Annotated in this window: 17 protein-coding genes, 1 tRNA gene and 1 riboswitch; of the genes, 6 read left to right on the top strand and 12 right to left on the bottom strand. The window is 70.4% G+C overall.

Features of this window, described 5'->3' with window-relative positions; genetic code table 11:
- Positions 1-100 precede the first annotated feature (100 nt).
- The gene (locus tag D9V41_RS02635; RefSeq protein WP_121792947.1) at positions 101-1,750 is read right to left on the bottom strand and encodes a helix-turn-helix transcriptional regulator; all 1,650 of its coding nucleotides are present in this window, start codon (positions 1,748-1,750) and stop codon (positions 101-103) included.
- Positions 1,751-1,962: 212 nt separating this feature from the next.
- Here D9V41_RS02635 and D9V41_RS18570 point away from each other — a divergent pair, with 212 nt between their 5' ends.
- A complete protein-coding gene (locus D9V41_RS18570; protein ID WP_121792946.1) occupies positions 1,963-3,726 on the top strand; it encodes a sigma-70 family RNA polymerase sigma factor in 1,764 nt (587 codons plus the stop codon).
- Between the two features lie 249 nt (positions 3,727-3,975).
- Here the strand turns inward: D9V41_RS18570 and D9V41_RS02625 are convergent, their stop codons facing one another.
- From D9V41_RS02625 to D9V41_RS02595, 7 genes are all read right to left on the bottom strand, one after another.
- A complete protein-coding gene (locus D9V41_RS02625; protein WP_121792945.1) occupies positions 3,976-4,632 on the bottom strand; it encodes a hypothetical protein in 657 nt (218 codons plus the stop codon).
- Positions 4,629-5,447, bottom strand: coding sequence for an ECF transporter S component (locus tag D9V41_RS02620; RefSeq protein ID WP_121792944.1), 819 nt, complete (start codon positions 5,445-5,447; stop codon positions 4,629-4,631). Before D9V41_RS02620 ends, D9V41_RS02625 begins: the two co-directional genes overlap by 4 nt.
- Positions 5,444-7,036: an ABC transporter ATP-binding protein gene (locus D9V41_RS02615; protein ID WP_121792943.1), complete on the bottom strand. Its 1,593-nt coding sequence runs from the start codon at positions 7,034-7,036 to the stop codon at positions 5,444-5,446. The genes D9V41_RS02620 and D9V41_RS02615 overlap by 4 nt, the downstream gene beginning before the upstream one ends.
- Positions 7,033-8,133 carry a CbiQ family ECF transporter T component gene (locus D9V41_RS02610; RefSeq protein ID WP_121792942.1) on the bottom strand — a complete coding sequence of 367 codons (1,101 nt, stop codon included), beginning with the start codon at positions 8,131-8,133 and terminating at the stop codon, positions 7,033-7,035. Before D9V41_RS02610 ends, D9V41_RS02615 begins: the two co-directional genes overlap by 4 nt.
- 70 nt (positions 8,134-8,203) lie before the next feature.
- Positions 8,204-8,313, bottom strand: a riboswitch (cobalamin riboswitch).
- A gap of 84 nt (positions 8,314-8,397) precedes the next feature.
- Positions 8,398-9,012: a TrmH family RNA methyltransferase gene (locus tag D9V41_RS02605; protein WP_121792941.1), complete on the bottom strand. Its 615-nt coding sequence runs from the start codon at positions 9,010-9,012 to the stop codon at positions 8,398-8,400.
- A complete protein-coding gene (gene pyrE / locus D9V41_RS02600) occupies positions 9,009-9,653 on the bottom strand; it encodes an orotate phosphoribosyltransferase (RefSeq protein ID WP_121792940.1) in 645 nt (214 codons plus the stop codon). Before pyrE ends, D9V41_RS02605 begins: the two co-directional genes overlap by 4 nt.
- A gap of 45 nt (positions 9,654-9,698) precedes the next feature.
- Entirely contained in the window at positions 9,699-10,346 is a 648-nt protein-coding gene (locus D9V41_RS02595) for a sortase domain-containing protein (RefSeq protein WP_121792939.1), read from the bottom strand.
- A 211-nt stretch (positions 10,347-10,557) separates the two neighbouring features.
- Here D9V41_RS02595 and D9V41_RS02590 point away from each other — a divergent pair, with 211 nt between their 5' ends.
- The 4 genes from D9V41_RS02590 (at position 10,558) to D9V41_RS02575 (ending at position 15,103) form a co-directional block, all read left to right on the top strand.
- Positions 10,558-11,715, top strand: coding sequence for a pyridoxal phosphate-dependent aminotransferase (locus D9V41_RS02590; RefSeq protein WP_121792938.1), 1,158 nt, complete (start codon positions 10,558-10,560; stop codon positions 11,713-11,715).
- 62 nt (positions 11,716-11,777) lie between these two features.
- Positions 11,778-12,680 carry a potassium channel family protein gene (locus tag D9V41_RS02585; RefSeq protein WP_121792937.1) on the top strand — a complete coding sequence of 301 codons (903 nt, stop codon included), beginning with the start codon at positions 11,778-11,780 and terminating at the stop codon, positions 12,678-12,680.
- Positions 12,677-13,846, top strand: coding sequence for a cation:proton antiporter (locus D9V41_RS02580; RefSeq protein ID WP_121792936.1), 1,170 nt, complete (start codon positions 12,677-12,679; stop codon positions 13,844-13,846). Before D9V41_RS02585 ends, D9V41_RS02580 begins: the two co-directional genes overlap by 4 nt.
- A 69-nt stretch (positions 13,847-13,915) precedes the next feature.
- A complete protein-coding gene (locus D9V41_RS02575) occupies positions 13,916-15,103 on the top strand; it encodes an acyltransferase family protein (protein WP_166375880.1) in 1,188 nt (395 codons plus the stop codon).
- A gap of 43 nt (positions 15,104-15,146) precedes the next feature.
- Here D9V41_RS02575 and D9V41_RS02570 read toward each other — a convergent pair.
- A tRNA-Thr gene (locus tag D9V41_RS02570) sits at positions 15,147-15,222 on the bottom strand.
- Positions 15,223-15,314: 92 nt separating this feature from the next.
- Here D9V41_RS02570 and D9V41_RS02565 point away from each other — a divergent pair.
- Positions 15,315-15,605 carry a chorismate mutase gene (locus D9V41_RS02565; RefSeq protein ID WP_121792934.1) on the top strand — a complete coding sequence of 97 codons (291 nt, stop codon included), beginning with the start codon at positions 15,315-15,317 and terminating at the stop codon, positions 15,603-15,605.
- 19 nt (positions 15,606-15,624) lie between these two features.
- On the opposite strand, the gene D9V41_RS02560 is transcribed toward D9V41_RS02565, so the two are convergent.
- Genes D9V41_RS02560 through tmk form a run of 3 tightly spaced genes read right to left on the bottom strand, consistent with a single transcriptional unit; the run spans position 15,625 to position 18,973 of the window.
- A complete protein-coding gene (locus tag D9V41_RS02560; protein ID WP_121792933.1) occupies positions 15,625-17,166 on the bottom strand; it encodes an alpha/beta hydrolase in 1,542 nt (513 codons plus the stop codon).
- Complete coding sequence (locus D9V41_RS02555) at positions 17,163-18,332, bottom strand: DNA polymerase III subunit delta' (RefSeq protein WP_121792932.1); 1,170 nt, start codon at positions 18,330-18,332, stop codon at positions 17,163-17,165. Before D9V41_RS02555 ends, D9V41_RS02560 begins: the two co-directional genes overlap by 4 nt.
- Positions 18,329-18,973: a dTMP kinase gene (tmk, locus tag D9V41_RS02550; protein WP_121792931.1), complete on the bottom strand. Its 645-nt coding sequence runs from the start codon at positions 18,971-18,973 to the stop codon at positions 18,329-18,331. Before tmk ends, D9V41_RS02555 begins: the two co-directional genes overlap by 4 nt.
- Positions 18,974-19,023: the final 50 nt, after the last annotated feature.

Here is a 19,023-nt window from a genome sequence, read left to right as displayed (position 1 = left end):
ATGGTGATCTTTCATTTCCGGGGGTGACACTGCCGACGCGGCGTGGGCGGCGAGCTCCAGCAGTGATCGTTCGTGACGGGGACGGGGTGAGACGCCGCAACTACGGCCTTTTCACCCCGCCTTTCACCTGACGCCGCAGCACGGGGCCGCCCGCAGCGGGGCGAGGGGCTCCGAGCAGGTCGAGCTCCAGTGCTCGAGCGACGGCTTGATCGCGGTCGCGGACTCCGAGCTTGCGGTACAGCGAGCGGCGTTGCGACTTGATGGTGTTGACCGACAGGTGCTGGCGAGCCGCGATGGCGGCCTCGGTACCGCCACGGACGAGCTCGCGCAGCAGGATGCGTTCGCGTTCGGTCAAGCGCAGGGACGAGGTATCGGCCGGCAGCAGCGAGCGCAGGGAGCGTAGACCCGTGCTCGTGGCGAGCGCCTCGGCGTCGCCTGGGCTGAGCAGCCGCAGCGGCCACGTGATGCCGTGGGTTTCGACGAGCGCCACGATGCGCTCGGCCACCCGGTCCGCGACCTCGCCCTGGCCGAGACGCCGAACGAACGCGAATTCGAGAACGGCTGCGTGGAGCCGCCGCCGCGGGGTGACATTCCGCCCGTCGTCTCTGAGCTCTCCGACGAGCTCTCGAACGAGATCGAGGTCGCCGGACGCGAGCGCGGCGTGGGCACGAATCACCGAGGAGGCCGTCCCTTCGGCACGCACGGCAACCGGGCCCTTGCTGGCGAGCTCGCTCAGCATGGTGAGCGAACCGAGGACGTCGGCCCAGCCGATGCCCTCGGTCAGCGCCTCCGCGCCGCTCACGAAACGTTCCCGTGCCACCCGGGGGTTCCCGTCGGTGAGGTCCACGAGGCCACGGACGAGCTCGACGACGCCGCGATGCTCCGTCGCGGCACCGATGCTGCCGACGAACGCACGGGCGCGTTCGACGTCGTCGTCCTCCAGAGCGAGCGCGGCATCGAGGGCGAGGATGAGGTCGTCGCAGGGGTGCGGTCGGCCCACCTCGGGGCACTCCTCTCGGCGCAGACGCGCATCGTTGACGCGGCCGAGGACTAGGTCGGTCATGGCCACGCACGACAGCAGGACCCGCTGCCACCACGGATCGGGCATGACCTCGGTACCGCGCTCGAAGACGGAGTGGGCGTGAACGACCCGGCCACCGCCGAGCAGTGCCATGCCGCACTCGTAGTGCATGGCCGGAAGCCAGGGACCCAGGACTCGTCGGTCCTCAGGGGTGAGGTCGTGCAGCATGCTGTCGAGCGCGACGGCCGTCGTGACGGCACCGGGGCGGGCGAGGCGGCGCTGGACCGCGCATCGCAGTCCCCGGGTGAGGGCGCGTTCCACCGCTCCGCGGCGGCGGTCGTGATCGCTGAGAATGTGGCGAAGCAATGCCGGGAGCCGGTCGCGACGTCCCAGCAGTACCGCGCTGATGACGAGCGACCAGCGCAACGCCGGTCGCGAGTCCAGCTCGAGGATGTTGACCCCGCCGAGCAGGCCGTCGAACAGCTCCGGTTCGTCGGCCGCGAGCTGCGGACCGGAAGCGCGGAGGATCTGCTCGGCTTCCTCGAGGTCACCCGCGTCGAGAGCGGCGCGAAGTCCGTCGACGGCGGTGGGAGCCGAGGCAGGGTTCTCCGCGGCCGCGAAGGAGCGTAGGCCGGCGGCTTCGAGTTCGCGCCAGACCTCCGGACGCAGCCGGGAGGGGTCCTCGATGACCAGGACCATCGGGCCCGATGTGTGTCGATCGGTTCGCATCAGCTGTACCTCGCGAGATGTGGGTATGCCTCGCCCCCTGAAGGCACCGCCGGTCGGGCGGTCGACTACACGACGGGACTAGCGAGGAAATCTCACGCGAGAATCTGATGTGACTCCTGTCATACGGCTTTGCTTTTGGGGAATCTCGGCTAATCTGAGGTCGCCTCGGGTTCTTACGTCACTGACGCCTGCCCGAATGACCGGAGAGAAAGATGGCTGAACCGTCGTCCCCCGCCCTCGATGCCCCTGACAACGTGCTCATCGAGGCCCTTCGACGTGGTGATGTCGCGGCGATGGACTCCTTGTACCGCCGCTACCGGCCCGGGGCCGAGCGGGTCGCTCGCGCCCTCGATCCCGAACGCGGCGACGATCTCGTCGCCGAGGCCTTCTCTCGCGTGTTCGCAGCCATCCGCTCCGGCCGCGGGCCGAACGAGAACATGGCCGGCTACCTGGCGTCGACCGTCCGACGCCTGAACATCGACTTCCAACGCTCGCGCCGGCGAGAACTTCCCGCCTCCGACAGCCCCTGGCTCCTCGACGAGGAGACCCCCGACGAGGTGCTCGATCCGATCGACCTCGACCGGGCCGGACAGGCGTTGTCGGCGCTTCCGGAGAACTGGCGCGAGGTGCTTTGGTACCTCGAGGTCGAGGGCCGCAAGCCCGCGGAGGTCGCCGCACGCATGGGCGTCTCGGCGCCGCGCGTCTCGGCGCTGGCCTACCGAGCGCGCGAAGGGCTGCGCCGCAGCTACCTCGACCGCCACCTGACGACGTCGCAGTCGCGCCAGTGCCGCTGGACCCGCGAGCGGCTGAGTGCCTACGTGCGCGACGGGTTGAGCGAGGCGGCGCACGAGAAGGTCCGGCGGCACCTGGACGTCTGCCCCGACTGCATGCTCCAGCACGCCTCGCTCGTCGAGGTCAACACGCGCCTCGGTGTCTGGTTCTGGCCGCTGGCCGCTACAGGCTTTCTGGTGCTGCGCCCGGAGTTCTGGCCGAAGGCACTCGTCGCCACGGGAGCGACCGGTACGGGCGCGGCGGGTGGTGGAGCGGCGGGCGGTGGCCATGGCGGGACGGGGCCCCGCCCGAAGGGCCGGGCACTGCGCAGCTCGGTGACCACCACCGCGGGCGTGGCCAGCGGCGTGGCGGTGGCCGCAGCCGCGGCTGCGCTGGTCGTCGGCGGGTTCGGACCGTCCACGCCCACGAGCGATGCGATCCCGCCGGCGGCCGCCCCGCCCGCTCAGCCCAGCGAGCGAACGAAGCCGGTAACGGAGGACGATCCCGAGGCGACCGAACCGGCTGAGACGCCTGAAGCGCCGGCGCTACGACCCGTGGCCGCGGCGGTTCCGGCGGCGGCAGCGCCGGTCGCTGCAGCGCCGGCGGCGCCCGCGCCAGCTCCCGGCCCCGGGCCGGGGCCGCGGCCGCGGCCGAACGATCCTGGAACCGGCGGCGGTGGTGGCGGTGGTGACGGTGGCGGCGGTGACGGCGGTGACGGCGGTGACGGCGCAACTGGCGGCGGTGACGGCGGTGACGGCGGAACTGGCGGCGGTGACGGCGGCGGTGACGGCGGCGGTGACGGCGGAACCGGCGGCGGTGAAACACCGGAGCCGGTGATCACGGACTTGTCCTTCGCCGCCGCGAACGTCGTGAACGAGGCCCCAGGCACCTGGGACCTCGCCTTCGCCTTCCAGAACACGGCGGAGGGATTCACCGAGCCGACGACGCTGGTGCTGTCCATCCACTTGACCGATTTCGCCTACTTCCAGCCAAGCAACGATGGCGGCTGGCAATGCGGGGCGGAGCCAGCCGTCATCGGTAGCGGCTACTTCTGGGACAAGACCACGTGCACGCTCAACTGGGTGCCGGGGCAGCCGATCGAGTCGCTGACCATCCCGATGTTGTCCGAAACGACACCCACCGGAACCGCCACGTTGTCGGCGCCCGACGTGTCAGGTAGCCCGACCGGCTCCACCAGTTTCTGACGAATTCTCGCGTCAGATTCTGACCACTTCCGCGTCTGGTCGGTATGGACGTGTTCCTCGTGCTGGTCGTCGCTCTCCTGGCGCTGAACGTGCTCGTAATGTCGCTGCTCTATCTGCGGTATCGCCGCGAGCGCCAGGACGACGAGTGACGACACCTCAGCGGCGGTAGGGCGTGAGCGCGGAGCGGTGAGCTATCCCGCACTTCGAGCGTCGCCGTGCGTGATAGCTCACCGCCCAGGTCCGTGACGGTTACGTGTTCGAGCGGCGGCGGGCCAGGATGACGGCCGCAGCGCCGACGACGGCGAGCAGGACGACGATGCCGATGACGAGGCCCAGGTCGGCGCCGCCGTCGTCGCTTTCGTCGGTGGCGTCTGCCGCCTCATGCGCTTCCGGCTCGTCCGCGGCGTTCGCGTCGGAGGCGGGCGCGTGGGCGTCGGCCCGCAACTGCGCGTCGGCGGCCAAGGTCGGCAGGCTCTCGCCGCCCTCCTGGAAGCTCAATGCCACGTAATCACCCTCGGCGAGCACCTGCTCGGAGACGCCGGACTCGGCGTACTGCCACGGCGCGCCGTCGGTCGCCATGTAGAACGCCCAGTACGCGTCGGCGGCCGGCATGCTGGTGCACGGCTCGGTTTCCTCGTCGGGCAGGCCGTTCACACGGCACACGACGCTGTCGCCGTACTCGACGGTTCCCTCGATCTCGATGCCCGCCATCGTCAGTGCGTCGAGGGCGCGCATCCCTGCGGCGCCTTGAGCGCAGACGGTCGTGGGGGCGCCGGCGAGCGAGCCGTACTCGATGAGGATCGGAACGTCCGAGGGGCCTTCGCACTGGCCGTGGGCGGTGGCCGGCGGCGCGGTGATGACGAGGCCGGACAACACCAGCGCCACGGCGGCGAGCAGACGATTCACAGCTGAGGTCTCCTTTCGGGTGCCGGGTCGACCGGCGGGAGGTAGCGGGCCCGTCGCGCCGCTCGGCGCAAGGTGGTGAGGAGGGCGGGCCCGAGAATGACGATGAGCAGGGTGTTGGTGATCGCGCGTCCAGTGTCCCAGCCGGCCGTCGAGGTCAGCAGGGTGTACACGAGGAAACGTTGCAGGTTCTCCAGGACCGGGTCGCCGGGGACGAAGGACAGCGAGCCGCTGTCGATGCCGATGAGGAACGGCCACGAGGACAAGTTCATGAGCATGCCGAACAGGTACGCGCAGACGATGCCGTAGCCGGCGAGCATCGCGATCTCCGCACGACCGCCGACGCGGCGCGGCAGCAATCCCGCCCCCATGCCGATCCACGCGGAGCACAGCATCTGGAACGGCAGCCACGGACCGACTCCGGACGTCAGCAACGCGGACGCGAACATCGTCGTACAGCCGAGCACATACCCGAAACCGGGCCCGAAGACCCGGCCGGCGAGGATCAGCAGGAAGAACACCATCTCGATACCCGCGGTCCCGGCCCCTAGGCCCCGCAGTGCCGCGTTGATCGCGGTGAGCACACCGAGGATCGCGAGCGCCTTGGAGTCCATGCCGCCCTCGGAGAGCTCGGCCAGCACGACCAGTGCCACGACCGGAAGCAGCACCAGGAGGAGGAACGGCTGGTCGACCCGCTGAGCGTCGGCGGACGGCTGCAGGACGAGCGGCCACAGGAACATCAACAGTCCCGCGACGGAGGCCAGTGCCAGCACCATCGCCGAGCGCCGCGTGATCGGCACGGCGGCGGGCGCGCTCATAGCAGCGTCCTCTCCACCTGGCCGACCGTGAGCCACTGAGGACCGAGGACCTTCGACACCTGGGGCGCGAAGGCCGGGGATTCGGCCAGGACGCGGTCGGCCGGACCGCGGGACACGACCTCGCCGTCGGCCATCACGACGACGGTGTCGGCGACCGTCGCGGCGAACTCGACGTCGTGCGTCGACAGCACGATCGCGTGGCCGTCGTCGGCCAGGGCACGCAGCACGTCGGCCAGTTCCGCCTTCGCCCGGTAGTCCAGGCCCCGGGTCGGCTCGTCCAGCGCGACGACGCGAGGCCGCGCCGTCAGCACGATGGCGAGGACGAGCGCGAGCCGCTGCCCCTCGGAGAGATCGCGGGGGTGGTGCCCGGCGTCGATTCCCGGAGCAAGCCGCTGGAGCAGTTCCGCGCACGTGCCGGCGGGTGACCCGGACTGCGTATCGGCGGCCGCACACTCCTCGGCCACGGTCTCGAGGTAGACCAGATCCGCCGCGGTCTGCGGCACCAACCCGACGAGCATGCGCGCCTCGTCGGCCGACACCTCGGCCGGGTCCACGCCCTCCGCACCGACTCGCACGTCACCGGACCGCCGGGGGCCGGTGCCCTGGATCGCCCACAGCAACGACGACTTGCCGGAGCCGTTGCGACCCATCACGACGAGCACCTCGTCGGCGCGGACGGTGAGGTCGACGTTCTCGACGGCACGAGTGGTGCCATAGGCCACCGTCACTCCCGTAGCCCTGAGGAGCGGCGAACCCGAGGGCTCCGGGCGGCGTGGCGGCGCGGTGAGGACGAACGGCTCGGTCCGGACCCGCCGGCGTGCCTCGCGCACCGACAGCGGGAGCGGATCCCATCCGGCGAGCCGCCCGAGTTCGATCAGCGGCGGGGCCACGGGGGCCTCAGCCAACAGGTCGGCGGGCGACCCGCTGCGCACCGTCCCGTCCTCGACGATGACGAGCTGGTCGGCGAGGGGGATGACGCGCTCCATGCGGTGCTCGGCGAGGACGACGGTGAGCGCGAGGTCGTCGACGAGGCGGGCGATGGTGGCGAGGACGTCCTCAGCAGCCGTGGGGTCGAGCGCCGACGTGGGCTCGTCGAGCACCAGGACGCGCGGATGCATCGTCAGGACCGAACCGATCGCGACGCGTTGCTGCTGCCCCCCGGACAACGTGCGCAGCGACCGCTCCCGCAGGTCGGCCATGCCGAGCAGATCGAGCGTCTCCTCGACTCGCCGGCGCATCGTGCTCGGCTCGAGCCCCAGCTGTTCCATGCCGTAGGCCAGCTCCTCCTCGACCGTGTGGGTCACGAAGCCGGCGGCCGGATCCTGTCCGACGTAGCCGATCAGGTGGGCCAGCTCCCGCGGCGGTCGACCGATGACCGACTCGCCGGCGACGCGGACGTCGCCGCTGAGCACGCCGCCGCTGAAATGGGGCACGAGGCCGTTGAACATGCCGAGCAGCGTGGACTTGCCCGAGCCGGTGCGGCCGGCGACGAGCGCCAGCTCGCCCTCGGCGATGTGCAGGTCGACGTGGTGAAGGGTGGCCGTGGTCTCGCCGTCGTAGGCGAAGGAGACGTGGCGCAGCTCGATCATCGCATCGGCCTCGGTACGGGCGTCGCGAACGCCGGGATGGCCGCCACGAGGACGGCGCCGAGCGCGAGGAGCGAGACCTCGGGGACACCGGTCGGCGACGGAAAGGCCGCGGCCGGTGCGACGAACTGCATCAGCACCGCCGCCGTGACGCCGCACGCGACGGTGAGCCACTCGCCGGTCCGCCACGGATCCGGGCGGTACCGCGTCCGGCGCACGCGGCGGCCCGCCCGGTGGAAGCCGGCCGCCGCGAGAACGACCCCGAGCAGCAGCAGCGGCCAGGCGAGCACGCGAGGCGCGGTCTGGTCGAGGAAGGCGTAGGTGCCGACGCAGACGCCGAACAGCCCGGCCAGCATGAACGCGCCGGTGACGGCCCGCTCGCGGCGCGGCACTCCCCCGCTGCGGCCGTAGCCCCGGGCGTCCATCCCGGCGGCCAGCGTCATCGACCGTTCCAGCGCATCCTCGAGCACCGGCACGACGACGCGGCGCAGCGCTCCGACGCCCTTGCCCGGGTCGCCGCGCAGCCGCCGTGCGCGCCGCACCCGCTGGACGCTCTCGGCGAGTTGCGGGAAGACGGCGAGCGCGACGACGAGGGCGGTCCCGACCTCGTACAGAGCGGGCGGGACCGATTTGAGCAGACGCTGCGGATTGGCCAGCGCGTTGGCGGCCCCGATGCAGATGATGACGGCGGCGAGCCGCAGGCCGTCGTAGAAACCGGCGAGCACGGATGAGAGGGTCACGTCGCCGAGCAACCGGATGCCGCGGACGACCTCGGGCAGCGGGATCTCCGGCAGTGAGAGCAGAACGACATCGCCGGTCGTCGAGCCGCCGCCGAAGACGATGCGGTACACGACGCGCAGGACGACGATGACGAGACCGAACCAGAGGTAGAACCGGAACGCGCGGGCCCAGGGCGCGTCGCTGCGGCGGCTGACCACGACGAGCCAGGCGACGGCGACGACGAGACCGAGCACCACGGGGTTGGTGGTCCCCGATGCGGCGGCCGCGAGCGTCAACGCCCACCCCCACCAGGCACCGGGATGGAGGTCGCGCGGCAGGGGTCCTCGCTGGACCCGGGCCGGCGCCTCGGTGCTGACCATCAGTGCCCTTCCGGCGTGCGGCCGGGGGTGGCCGCCGGGGCGGTCACTCCACTGCAGCACGCGACAGTGTGACGTGACGACGCATCTCGCCCGGTCTTCCGACTCGCCCGAAGGCCCACGGCTGCGCGACAGTGCCGGATTCGGACCGGCTTTCCCGCGACGAGATGTGGTTCAAGGGATGAACAGCACGAGTATAGGCGTCGCGCGGTCAGGCGGCGCCGACGTCGGCCTGCCGAGGCGTGCTCAGCCCCAGTCGGGACGGGATCAGCTCACGTCGGCGTGCTGGCGGATCCAGGCGTGCATGGCGATCGCCGCCGCCGCGCCCGCGTTGATCGACCGGGTCGAGCCGAACTGCGCGATCGACAGCGTACGATCGCTCGCCCGCCGCATCGGCTCGGTGATCCCCGGGCCCTCCTGCCCGAAGACCAGCACACACGCCTCGGGGAGCGTCGCGGTCTCGATCGGCGACGATCCCGGCAGGTTGTCGATCGCCAGGATCGGCAGGCCGGCCGCGTGCGCCCAGGCCGCGAAGGTCTCGACGTCCTCGTGGTGACGGACGTGCTGGTAGCGGTCGGTCACCATGGCCCCGCGCCGGTTCCAGCGCCGCTTGCCGATGATGTGCACCTCGGCGGCCGCGAACGCGTTCGCGGTGCGCACGATGGACCCGATGTTGAAGTCGTGCTGCCAGTTCTCGATGGCGACGTGGAAGCGGTGCCGGCGCGCGTCCAGGTCGGCGACGACCGCTTCGACCCGCCAGTAGCGGTAGCGGTCGACGACATTGCGCCGGTCACCCTCCCGCAGCAGGTCGGGATCGTAACGCGGATCGTCCGGCCAGGGGCCCTCCCAGGGGCCGACGCCGACCTCCTCCGGTTCGCTCACGCCACGCCGTAGGTCTCGCGATAGGTCCGCATCGCCGGCAGCCGGTCGGCGAACCGCCCGGTCTCCTCCAGGTACGCGATGACGTCGTCGAGCGTGACGATCGCGCGCACCGACACGCCGCGCTCGCGTTCGATCTCCTCGATCGCCGAGACCGCGCCGGTTCCACGCTCCTGGCGGTCGATCGCGACGACGACCCCGGCGGCCGCGGCACCGGCCCCGTCGATGAGGTCGAGGATCTCGCGCACCGCCGTTCCGGCCGTGACCACGTCGTCGATGATGAGCACGCGGCCCTCGACGGCCGCTCCGACGAAGATTCCGCCCTCGCCGTGGTCCTTGGCCTCCTTGCGGTTGAACGCCCAGGGCACGTCGCGACCGAACTCGTCGGACAGTTGGATCGTGGCCGCCGCGGCCAGCGGGATGCCCTTGTACGCGGGCCCGAGGACGACGTCGAAGTCGATGCCGCTCTCCTCGATCGCCGCCGCATAGAAACGGCCGAGCGCGGCCAGCCGCGCACCGGTGTCGAAACTCCCGGCATTGAAGAAGTAGGGCGAGACGCGTCCGGACTTCAAGGTGAACTCACCGAAGCGCAGGACGTCGTGCTCGATCGCGAACGCGATGAACTCGCGCTGGTAGTCGTGCATGGCGATCAGCCTAAGGCGTGGCCGCGCGCGATCTTCGACCCGCGGTTACGTCGTGGACTTGGAGACGCCGCTCTTGGCCTGCACGTCCACCAGCGCGCCGATGGCCACGCTGCGGTCGTCGGTGTGGAACAACTCAGAGCACGTCAGCAGCGTGACGAGCTTCTCCGTCGGCTCCTGGCCTTCGGCCTCGGGATCGGGGACGGGTTGCAGCGGCCACGTCGTCCGGAAGTCGACGCGGGTGGAGCCGTCGGTGCGCAGTTCGTACGTGTAGATGTCGGTGCGCGTCTCGACGATGATCTCGTCGCCGGGGCGGAGTTCGGGGAACTTGCGGAACGGTTCGCCGTGGGTGACCCGGTGGGCGGCAAGGACCAGGTTGCCGACCTCGCCGGGGCGGGCGCCCTCGGGATACATGCCGACACCCTTGGCGAACGTGGGGTCGTCGAAGCCGAGCAGGATCGGGACGACGTAGTCCTCGCCGAATCGCGGTACCCGCAGCAGTCCCTCGCCGTCGATGACCTCGTCGCCGCGCTCCCACTGCTGGATGATGGCGGCGTGCTCGCGTTTGGCCACGTAGGTGGTGCCGTAGTACTGCCAGCCGACGTAACCGAGCACGGCGAGGCCGGCGAGGATCAACGCCAGTCCCAGCACACCCAGCACTCGGCCTGACTTGCGAGGCTTCACGTCCGTACTCACGCCCCTAGTGTTCCATTGCCTCCCTCGGCCTGGCGAGCGAAGTCGACCGGCAGAAAATTTTTTCTTCAATCTCCTTGCTCCCGTCCGCGGAGCCCGATAGCATGGAGCCGCAGCACAGAGGAGACTCGCAGCTGCCGACGGCCCGCCGTTTCACCCCCCGAGAACGGCGGGCCGACCTCTGTTCTCCACCAGGTCGACTATCGTCGCGTCAGTGAAGGCTTCCAGCGCCCGGCTCGACGGTCTCGGCACCACCATCTTCGCCGAGATGAGCGCCCTCGCCCTGCGCACCGGGGCGATCAACCTCGGCCAAGGGTTCCCCGACACCGATGGTCCTGCCGCCGTCATCGACGTGGCCGCCCGCACGGTACGCGACGGCGGACACCATCAGTACGCGCCCGGTCCCGGTATCCCTCCCCTGCGCGAGGCGATCGCGGAGCACCAGCGCCGTTGGTACGACCTCGAGCTGGACCCGGACCACGAGATCGTGGTGACCACCGGCGCGACCGAGGCCATTGCCGCGGCGCTCCTCGGGCTCGTCGATCCCGGTGACGAGGTGATCGCGCTCGAGCCGTACTACGACTCCTATGCCGCCATGATCCAGATGGCCGGGGGCACGCGGGTGCCGGTCACCTTGCGGACTCCGGACTTTCGTCTGCCGATCGACGAGCTCCGCGCCGCGGTCACGGACCGGACCGCGGTGATCCTGCTCAACACTCCCCACAACCCCACCGGAGCAGTACTGCGGCGCGAGGAACTCGAGGCGATCGCCCAGCTCGCCCGCGAACACGACCTGGTCGTCATCAGCGACGAGGTGTACGAGCACCTGACCTTCGACGCACCGCACATCCCGATCGCGACGCTGCCGGGCATGCGGGAGCGAACCGTCACGATCTCCAGTATCGGCAAGAGCTTCTCGCTCACCGGCTGGAAGATCGGATGGGCGAGCGGGCCCGAGGATCTCGTCCGCTCGGTCATGGGGGTCAAGCAGTTTCTCTCGTACACCTCCGGCGCGCCGCTGCAGCCCGCCGCCGCGCTCGCGCTGGGCCAGGACGCGCGCTACTTCGAGGAGCTCCGCGCTCAGCTTCGCCACCAGCGCGACCAGCTGTGTGAGGGTCTCGCGTCGGTCGGCTTCGATGTCTACGTTCCCGAGGGCACGTACTTCACGACGACCGACGTCCGCCCGCTCGGCTTCGCGGACGGCGTCGACTTCTGCCGCCGGCTCCCCGAGCTCGCCGGTGTCGTCGCCGTGCCGCACGAGGTGTTCTACGACGACAAGGAGGCGGGCCGCCCGCTCGTCCGCTGGGCGTTCTGCAAGCGTCCCGAGGTGCTCGGCGAGGCGGTGGACCGGCTGCGCCGCCTGGCCGGTTGAGGCGGTCGTCCTCTCCGCGCCGTCGAAGTCGCGGAGTACCGGTGCCCGGCCTACCGTGAACTGTGCTCTTTGACTGGTTGCTTCGGGCGCTCGGGGCAGTGGCCATCGTCGTGGCCGTGCGCGATATCTTCCACACCCTCTGGCACCCATCAGGTTTCGGCACGCTGGCCCGTCGAGTAGCGAGAGCCATCTGGCGGGTCGATCAGGCGACGTTGCGATTCCGGCGCCGTAACACGGTCGTGGGTCCGGTGATCGTCTTCACCACCGTTCTGGTCTGGTCGTCACTCGCCATCGTCGGGTGGGCCCTGATCTACCTGAGTTGGATGCCCGAAGGCTTCTACTTCGATAGTTCACTTCAACCCCATCGGTCGGACGACGTCTGGGCGTCGCTGTACCTGTCGCTGGTCACCGTCGCGACACTCGGTTTCGGCGACATCGTGCCGGCGACTCCGGCGCTCCGGCTGCTCGCGCCACTGCAGGCCGTGGTCGGATTCGTGCTGCTGACGGCGGCCATCTCCTGGATCCTGCAGATCTACCCGGCCCTCGGCCGGCGCCGGGCGGCCGCCCTCCGACTGCACGGCCTCGCGACGAGCCGCGCCCACGAAACGGTGGCCGCGGGCGACCCGCGGATCGCGGCCGCCGTGCTCGAATCGCTCGCTGCCGATCTGCGTGGCATCACCGTCGACGTCAAGCAGTACGCCGAGACCTACTACTTCTGGGACGCAGAGGAATCGACGTCGCTGTCGGCCAACCTCTCCTATGCACTCGTCCTCGTCGAGAGCGCAGCGGAAGCGGGGTCCGCCGACGTCCGCCGCCTCGGACGGATGCTCGCTGACACGCTCTCGGTGCTGGCCGGAGACCTCGACGGGCAGCACCTTCGGACGGGGGGCGATACCGCCCAGATCCTCGCCGCCTACGTGCGGGACCATCGCGGGGAGCAGCATCGAGACGAGGCCGCATTGTGACCGCCCTCGCTCTGGTGTTCGGCACGGCGGCCCTCCTGGCCGTGCTCACGTCAGCCATCGCGGCACGCAGCCCGCTGTCCACGTCGGCGGTCTTCCTGGTGACCGGCCTCGTGGCAGGGCCACTCGGGTTCGACCTCGTCGATCTCGATGATCACGTGGTCGAACGCACCGCTGAGATCGCACTGTTCACGATCCTGTTCACGGACGGGCAACACGCTCCATGGCGCGAGGTGAGGCGGCGGCTGGGTGCGCCGGCGCGCGCGCTGCTGCTCGCGATGCCGTTGACCTTCGCGATCATCGCCGCCGCCGGGCATTTCGTGGTCGGTCTGCCGTGGTTGGTGGCCCTCGTCCTTGCCGCCGTCCTCGCGCCCACCGACCCGGTGTTCGCGTCCGCCCTGGTCGGGCGGGAGGACGTCCCCGCCCGGGTGCGTAACCTGCTCAACGTCGAGAGTGGACTCAACGATGGGCTTGCGCTGCCTGCCGTGCTCGTCCTCGTCGGCGTGGCCGGCGGTGCCCCCGAGAACTTCTCCACCGACCCCGGGATTCTGGTGGTGGAGCTCGCCGCCGGCGCCGCGGTCGGCATCGCCCTGCCCGTCCTCATCTGGCTGCTGCTGCGCATCCCCGGGGTGGGAGCCGTGGCTTCCCTGCGCCCACTCGGGCCGTTGGCCTGCGCGGTGCTGCTGTTCGGCATCTGCGAGCAGATTCACGCCAACCAGTTCCTCGCCGCCTTCCTCGCAGGAGCCACGATCGCGACGCTGGCGCCCGACGCCTCCGAGACCTTCCGCCCGACGGGCGAGCTGGTGTCCGAGATGGTCAAGGGGGCCGCGCTGATCGCCTTCGCGTCCCTGGTCGATCTCGGCACGCTGGGCACCGCGGGATGGGCGGGCGTCATTCTCGCCGGCCTCGTGATCCTCGTCGCCCGTCCCGCACCCATCGTGCTCACCCTGGTGGGTACGCGGCTCACGATGGCCGAACGGCTTTCCGTGGCCTGGTTCGGCCCCAAAGGTTTCGCCAGCGTCGCGTACGCCGTCATCGTCGCCTTCAGCGGCATGGACATGGCTGACGACGTTCTCGCACTCACCACAGTCGTCGTCCTGGCTTCGATCGTCGCTCACAGCAGCACGGACGTCACGGTCGCCCGCCGTCTTTCCACTCCGCCTGCCTGATCTCGCCCTGCCCTCGATCAACGCGAGCGTCGAGCACAGCATTTTTGCTGCCCTGCCAGGATGGAGCGCGTGCCCGAGCCCCAGACGACGCCGCGCCTGCGGTCGCTCGACGGTCTTCGTGGGCTCGCCGCGCTCGTCGTCGTGGTGCACCACGCCGTCTTGACCATCCCGGCGCTGGCGACTCCCTACTTCGCGCCCTACGAGGCGACGACCGAGGGCTCACCCGCCTGGTGGCTCAGCTACACGCCCTTGCACCTGGTGTGGGCCGGCGGCGAGGCGGTCGTGGTGTTCTTCGTGCTCTCGGGCCTCGTGCTCGGGCTGAAGGCACGGAGCCCGCGATTCGACTGGGCCGGTTACTTTCCCGAGCGGCTCGCGCGCCTCTATCTCCCGGTGGCCGGTGCGGTCGCGTTCGGCGTCGCGGTGGCTGCGGCGTTCCCTCGAACCGCAGACGGGTCACTCGGCCCGTGGATCGCGCACCGTCCGCCTGCTCCCACGGTGACCGGTGTGCTCCACGACCTCACCCTCGTCTTCGGGCCCTCGCGCCTCATCAGTCCGCTGTGGTCGCTGCAGTGGGAGGTCATCTTCTCGGTCCTCCTGCCGCTGTACATGGTCGCGGCGGTAGCACTGCGGCGATCGCCCCTCCTGCTCGCCGCCCTGTGCATCGCCGCGTCCGGTGTCGGTTACTACGCCGGCGACGCATGGCTCATCTACCTGCCGATGTTCGGCGTCGGCATCGCTTTGTCGGAGTTGGTGACCACCACGCCGAGCACCTCAGGTCGTGCCCGATGGGGATGGACGGCGGCGGCGCTGTTCGGCCTCCTGCTGATCAGCAGCCGCTGGAGCCTGGCTCCGATCCTCGCGCCGTCGGCCGGCACGACCGCCCTGACCGGTGTCCTCGTGGTGCTGGGCTCCGGCATCCTCGTCGCGGCCGCTGTCCACGCGCGGCCGCTCGTGCGGATGCTCGAGCTGCGCCCGGTCCTGTGGCTCGGCGGTATCTCCTTCAGCCTCTATCTCATCCACGAGCCGATCATCATCGCGGCTGCCGAGCTCCTCGGGCCCGACCGCGGACCGTACGTCCTCCCGATCGCGCTCGCCGTCTCGATCCCGGCCGCGGCCGTGTTCTTCCGCCTCGTCGAGCGCCCGTCCCATCGTTTCGCCAAGCGGGTGGGCGTCTGGTTCCGCACCGAGTCCGCGCGCCAGGGCGAGCCGATGCGTCGATCCGACGAGCGCGTCGAGTCACCCCGACAGCGCGCCTGAGCACCAAAAAAGCGCCGAACCCCAGGGCCGGCGCTGCGAAGAGTGGAGCCGCCTGTCGGAATCGAACCGACGACCTTCTCATTACGAGTGAGATGCTCTACCGACTGAGCTAAGGCGGCGCGGTCGACGAGGATCGCCCGTCGAACCACAGGGAGTCTACCTGGGGACCCGCGCTGGATCGAATCGAGGGGGTGCTTCGTAGAATCGCGGGGTGGACGACGACATCCGCGCCGAGCTCGAAGAGATCCGCGCCAGCATCGACAACATCGACGCCGCCCTGGTGCACCTCCTCGCGGAGCGCTTCAAGTGCACGAAGCGGGTCGGGAAACTCAAGGCCGAGCACCACCTCCCGCCCGCCGATCCGGACCGGGAGGCACGTCAGATCGCCCGCTTGCGGGCCAAGGCCGAGGAGGCCGACCTCGATCCGGCGTTCGCGCAGAAGTTCCTGACGTTCATCATCGACGAGGTCATCCACCACCACGAGGCCATCGCCCGGGACTGACCGCCCCCGCGCGCCCGACTCACTCGCCGCAGACGAGGCCGTCCTCGGGCACCGTGCCGTCGACGAGATAGGCGTCGATCGCCTCGTCGACACAGGCATTGCCCATGCCGTAGCCGGTGTGCCCGTCGCCCTCCCGGGTGACGAGGACGCCGGACTCGAGCTGCGCGGCGAGCGCCTCCGACCACGCGTACGGCGTGGCCGGGTCGCGCGTGGTGCCGACGACGACGATCGGTGCGGCGCCCTCCGCAGTGACCGCCTCCTGCGGGTAGCTCGCCTCGATCGGCCAGTCGGCGCAGGCCAGAACACCCCAACCGAGCGCTCCGCCGAAGATCGGCGACGCCTGGCGGAAACGCGGCAGAACCTCGGCCTCCAGCTCCTCTACCGAGATGTCGGGCGAGCCGTCCAGACAGTTGACCGCGTAGATGACCTGCCCGGAGTTGCTGATGAACTCGCCCTCAAGGTTGCGGTCGAAGTAGATGTCGGCCAGCTGCAGGAAGATCGACGGGTCGTCGTCTTCCAGCGCCGCTTCGAAGGCGGCCGTCAAGTACGACCACGACTGCTGTGCGTACAGCGTGACCGCCACGCCGTAGAAGGCCAGCCCTTCGGTCAGTTCACGCCCACTCTCGGTGGCCATGGGCTGCTCTTCCAGGCGCTGCATGAAGGCGGCCACCGTATCGAGCGCCTGCTCGGGGGTCTCGCCCAGCACGCAGCCCTTGGCGACGCAGTCGTCGATGTACGACTCCAGGGCGAGTTGGAACCCCTGCGCCTGTCCGAGTGACAGGTCGATCGAGTCGAGGCTCGGGTCGAGGCCGCCGTCGAGCACCATCCGGCCAACTTTCTCGGGGAACAGATGCGCGTACGTGGCACCCACCTGCGTGCCGTACGACGCCCCGAACCAGTCCAGCCGGTCCTCGCCGAGCACCGCGCGTACGATGTCGTGATCGCGAGCGACCTCCTCGGTGGAGACGTGGGCGGCGAGTTCTCCGGAGTTCTGCGCGCACGCCTCGCCCATATCGACGATGCCCTCGCGCACGGCGTCCACCTCGTCGGGCGTCTCGGGGTCGGGATCGAGTGCGATGAATCCCCCGAAGTCGGCATCGTCGAGGCACTGCAGCGGGGTGCTCTCACCGACGCCCCGCGGGTCGACGCCGACGACGTCGTACATCTCGCGGACATCGGCGCCGAGCATCGAGCTCAGGTAGTCGGCGAACTCCTGGGCAGATCCTCCGGGCCCGCCGGGGTTGACGAACAGCGTGCTCTGCGCGTCGCCGGTGGCCGGCACCTTGCGCATGGCCAGCTCGAGCGTCTCGCCGTCCGGCTCCGCATAGTCCACCGGGACTTCGACGGTGCCGCACTGGGCTCCGCCCTCGCAGTCGCGCCATTCGACGTGCTGCGCGTAGAAGTCCTCGAGGCCGTCGGGTGCCTGCTCCCCGGTCGGCTCGGACGGTGTGGCCTGAGGCGCGTCGTCGCGCAGGAGGCTGGCGACACCCAGCGCGGCGGCGATGGTCAGGGCGAGGGCGGCGACGGCGACGCCCACCCCCACGGCGACGGAACGCTTCACGGTAGGAACCTCGTCATCATGTGTTCGACAGCGAGCAGAGGCGCGGCGTTGGCTTCGAGCGCCTCGCGGCACTGCACGACGGCGTCGATCGCCTCCACGATCGACTCCGGGCTGCGGTCGCGCGCCATCGCGGCGACGTCGTCGGCGACGTCGGCGTTGATCGGGTGCTGGCCCGCACCGAGTTGGACGGCCATGACGTCACGCAGGAACGACAGCAGGTCGAGCAGGACGCCGTCGATACTGTCGCGAGCCATGCGCTTGCGGCGGCGTTCCTGCTCCTTGGTGAGGGCCGACAGCGCACCGGCGTACCCGGCGGGACGCTTACCGCGGTCCTCGACACCCCACGACGCCTGGAGATCGGCTTTCTCGCGGTCGTCGGCGACATCGCAATAGGCGTTGGCGCGCGCCGTGGCCTCGTCGTCGATGCGCTTGGCAGCGCGCAGGCAGTCGCCGAGCGTGCGCAGCGAGTGCGGCAGCCCGAGGATGTCGGCACGCCGGCGTCGAGCTTCGGGGTCGCGAGCCAGCCCTCGCGCCCGTCCGATGTGTCCCTGCGATGCGGCTGCCGCGGCCCGGGCGTCGACCTCCTCGAGACCGTCGCGCTCGACGAGCAGCCGGGTGATGGCGTCGACCGAGGGCGTCCGCAACAACACCGGACGGCACCGCGAGCGGATGGTGGTGATGACGTCCTCGACGGCCGGGGCGCACAGCATCCAGACGGTGTAGGGCGACGGCTCCTCGACCGCCTTGAGCAGCGCGTTGGCCGCTTGGTCGGTGAGTCGATCGGCGTCCTCGACGACGATGATCTGCCAGCGACCGACCGCCGGCCGCAGCGCCGCGGTGCGGACGATCTCGCGGGCTTCGGCGACACCGATCGAGAGGCCGTCGGTGTTGAGCACGGTGATGTCGGGGTGGCTGCCGGCCCGCGCCGTGGTGCACGACTGGCACGTGCCGCAGCCGCCGTTCTCGCACTGCAGCGCCGCGGAGAAGGCGACCGCGGCGGTGGACCGCCCCGAGCCGGGCGGACCCGTGAACAGCCAGGCGTGCGTCATGCCACGCTCGCGCGAGCCGGCGGCCGAGGAGGCCGCGTCGACGGCCTCACGCAGCGAGGCGACGACGGTGTCCTGGCCGACCAGATCGGACCACACGCCGCTGAGCACGGCCGTCATGCCGTCACCTGCACCAGCCAGGGCGCGACGGCCTGCTGAATCGCGAGGTGGATCTCCTGCGGATCCTGATCGGCCGCGACGACGGCGTAGTGGCCGGGGTCCGCGGCGGCGAGTTCGAGGAAGTGCTCGCGCACTCGGCGATGGAAGTCCAGCGGCTCGCGCTCGATCCGATCAGGCGCGCCGGCGCGCTCGAGCCCGACGACGGGATCGATGTCGAGCACGACGGTGAGGTGCGGCCGCAGGCCGGAGGTGGCCCAGCGGGCGATCGGCTCGAGTTCGCCGGCACGCAGCGCTCGCCCGGCGCCCTGATAGGCCAGCGTGGAGTCGACGTAGCGATCGGAGATGACGACCCTTCCGTCGGCCAAGGCCGGGAGCACCACGTGATCGACGTGCTCGGCCTTGTCGGCGATGTAGACGAGCGCCTCGGCCCGCGGCGAGAGATCGCCGGTGGAGGGGTCGAGCAGGATGTCGCGCAACCGTTGACCCACGGCCGTGCCGCCCGGCTCGCGCGTGAGCACGACGGATCGGCCGTGCTCCTCGAGCCATCCGGCGAGCAAGCGCGCCTGGGTGGATTTGCCGGACCCCTCACCGCCTTCGAACGCGATGAACACACCGGTCTCGGTGTAGAGCGAGGCCTCCATGACAGCGAGCCTAATGGGGCCCGCCCACGAAGGCCCCGCTCAGGGCACCG

The organism is Aeromicrobium phragmitis (assembly GCF_003674095.1).
Taxonomy (GTDB): Bacteria; Actinomycetota; Actinomycetes; order Propionibacteriales; family Nocardioidaceae; genus Aeromicrobium; species Aeromicrobium phragmitis.
This window is presented reverse-complemented; position numbering and strand designations above follow the sequence as displayed.